This window comes from Streptomyces montanisoli, from assembly GCF_017813245.1.
GTDB lineage: Bacteria > Actinomycetota > Actinomycetes > Streptomycetales > Streptomycetaceae > Streptomyces > Streptomyces montanisoli.
In genome coordinates this window covers 1-2,935 of the sequence record NZ_JAGIQL010000319.1, presented here as the reverse complement: position 1 = coordinate 2,935, position 2,935 = coordinate 1, and the positions used below count along the sequence as shown (strand labels likewise).

Annotated in this window: 2 protein-coding genes; one reads left to right on the top strand and one right to left on the bottom strand. The window is 75.4% G+C overall.

Features of this window, described 5'->3' with window-relative positions:
- Positions 1-606 precede the first annotated feature (606 nt).
- Positions 607-1,392: a hypothetical protein gene (locus JFN87_RS32780; protein ID WP_307865686.1), complete on the bottom strand. Its 786-nt coding sequence runs from the start codon at positions 1,390-1,392 to the stop codon at positions 607-609.
- Between the two features lie 167 nt (positions 1,393-1,559).
- Between JFN87_RS32780 and JFN87_RS32775 the strand changes: the two genes are divergently transcribed.
- Positions 1,560-2,840, top strand: coding sequence for a magnesium transporter MgtE N-terminal domain-containing protein (locus JFN87_RS32775; RefSeq protein ID WP_209346103.1), 1,281 nt, complete (start codon positions 1,560-1,562; stop codon positions 2,838-2,840).
- Positions 2,841-2,935: the final 95 nt, after the last annotated feature.

Sequence of the window (2,935 nt, the reverse complement as noted above, 5' to 3'; positions counted from 1 at the left end):
CTCCCCGCCCCCTGGCCCCGCGCCCCTGTCCCCGCCCACGCCCGCCCCGGGCCAGCCCTCGCCTCTGCCACGCCCGGCCCGCCCCGTCCGGCGACTCAAACCAGGTGCGCACCCTGGCCAAGCGACGGCCCGCCCGGGCCAGGCGCGCGCCCGTGCCAAACACGGCCCGTGCCTGGCGAAGGCGGCCCCCCGGGCCGAACGACGGCTCAAGCCGGGCGGCACGCCCGTGCCAAACGAGGCCCGTGCCAAACGAGGCGACGCCCGGGCCGGACGACGGCCCAAGCCAGGTGGCGCGCCCCGGCCAAACGCGACCCGGGCCAGGTGGCGTCTCAAGCAAGCACGGGCCCGCAAGCGAGACAGCACCCGGGCCGGACGACGGCCCAAGCCGGGCGGCGCGCCCGGGCCAAGCACGACCCGTGCTGCGCGCGACCCGGCAGGCGAGGCGACGCCCGTGCCAAGCGACGGCCCCAGCAAGCACGGGCCCGCAAGCGAGACAGCGCCCGGGCCGGACGACGGCCCAAGCCGGGCGGCGCGCCCGGGCCGGGCGCGGCTCAGGGCGGGCGCGGCTCAGGGCGGGCGCGGCTCGGGGCGGGCGCTGTGTCGCGGTTACGTGCGTGGGATCTTGCTGCCGTAGTCCACGAGCTGGTCCTTCGACGGCGGCTTCAGCGCGACGGCCTTGCCCCAGTCCTTGAGCGTCACCGTCCCCGCCCCGCCGCCCCGCACCAGTCGCAGCGGATAGGGCTTGCCCTCCAGGGACACGTTCAGCGTGCCGCCCTTCGCGTCGTCGCCGCCCGTGACCTCGATGGTCCTCACGCCGTCCAGGGTCTTCCTGTCGCCCTTGGCGGGCGTGCCGCCGAGCGCGAGGAGGCCGTCCAGCAGCGCCTGCATGTCCGTGAAGCCCCGCAGCCGCTTGTACGCCGGGTCGTCGGCGGGGACCTTGACGTACTTGCCACCCAGCTTGTCCGCGACCTCGCCGCCGCCCGCGGCGCCACCGCCGCCCCCGGCGGAGGCGGCCGGCGTGGGGCTCGTCCCGTCCGCCGCCTGGTGCCAGAACGCGTCCGAGCCCTTGAGGTAGAGCGCGTCGGCCACCCGCAGCAGCGTGAAGGTGGTCTTGTGCGACGCGACCGACCCCGTCGCGCCGTTCTTGGTGAGCCGCATGTCCAGCATGTACGTCTGGCCGCTCGTGACGAGCGCCCCCGAGACCCGCACCGCGGTCGCCGCGTCCACCGCCGTGCGCGCCTTCTGCTCGATCTGACGTGCCGAGAGCTTGCCCACACCGTTCGTGCCGGCGTCGGGGTCCCCGCACCCGGCCGCCGCCCCCGCCAGCGCGGCGCAGAGCGCGGCGCAGGCCACGAATCGGCTGGGACGGCGGTGCGGGAGGGTCACGGACACACAGGCCTCTTCACGTGTGGGGGGCACGGCAGACCGCAGCGTACCGGTGGCGCGTGCGGCCGCGTTCCGCCCCTCGACGAGGGTCACACGCGTCCGCCGGGGCGCGCGGGGCGCCCACGGGCTAGCCTGATCACGACGCGGGCGACGGCATCGAGGAGGCGCGCGACATGGCCGGAGGCGCCCCAAGGATCTTCGTGTCCCACCTCGCGGGCGTGCCCGTGTTCGACCCGCAGGGCGATCCGGTCGGCCGGGTGCGCGACCTGGTCGCGATGTTGCGCGTCGGCACCATGCCGCCGCGCCTCGTCGGCCTCGTCGTCGAGGTGGCCAGCAGACGGCGGATCTTCCTGCCGATGACCCGCGTCACGGACATCGCGTCCGGTCAGATCATCAGCACGGGCGTCGTGAACGTGCGCCGCTTCGAGCAGCGGCCCACGGAGCGGCTGATCTTCGGCGAGATGCTGGACCGGCGAGTGCGGATGGTGGAGGACGGCGCCGAGGTCACCGTCCTCGACGTGGCGGTGCAGCAGCTGCCCGCCCGCCGCGACTGGGAGGTCGCCAAGGTGTTCGTGCGCCGCGGTGGGCGCGGCGGCGCGCTGCGGCGGCGCAAGGACGCGTTCACGGCCGACTGGTCGGACGTCACCGGATTCTCCCTGGAGGAGGAGGGCCAGGGCGCGGAGAACCTCGTCGCGACGTTCGAGACGCTGCGCCCCGTCGAACTCGCCAACGTGCTGCACAACCTGACGGAGAAGCGGCGCGCCGAGGTGGCCGCGGTCCTCGACGACGACCGCCTCGCGGACGTCCTGGAGGAGCTGCCGGACGACGACCAGGTGGAGATCCTCGGCAAGCTGGAGGACGAGCGCGCCGCCGACGTCCTGGAGGCGATGGACCCGGACGACGCGGCCGACCTGCTGTCCGAGCTGCCCGAGGACGACAAGGAGCGGCTGCTCGCGCTGATGCAGCCGCGCGACGCGGCCGACGTGCGGCGGCTGCTGGCGTACGAGGAGCGCACCGCGGGCGGCCTGATGACGACGGAGCCCATCGTGCTGCGGCCCGACGCGACGGTGGCGGACGCCCTCGCGCGCGTACGGGTACGCGACCTGTCACCGGCGCTGGCCGCGCAGGTGTACGTGTGCCGCCCGCCGGAGGACACGCCGACGGGCATGTACCTCGGGACGATCCACTTCCAGCGGCTGCTGCGCGAGCCGCCGTTCACGATGGTCGGGTCCGTCGTGGACAGCGACCTGCCGCCGCTGGCTCCTGACACGCCGCTGCCCGCCGTGACCAGCCATCTCGCCGCGTACAACATGGTGTCGGCCGCGGTCGTGGACGCCGGCGGTTCGCTGCTCGGCGCGGTCACGGTGGACGACGTGCTCGACCACCTGCTGCCCGACGACTGGCGGGAGACCGGCTTCCACGGCATGGAGGGGGCTACGGCGCGTGGCGAGTGACCAGCGCGGGGACGGCAAGGGCGGCGGCGCACCGCGCCCGCACGGCGCGACGGCGGTGCGCGGCGAGGGCGGCGGCAGGCGCGAGGCACGCAGGC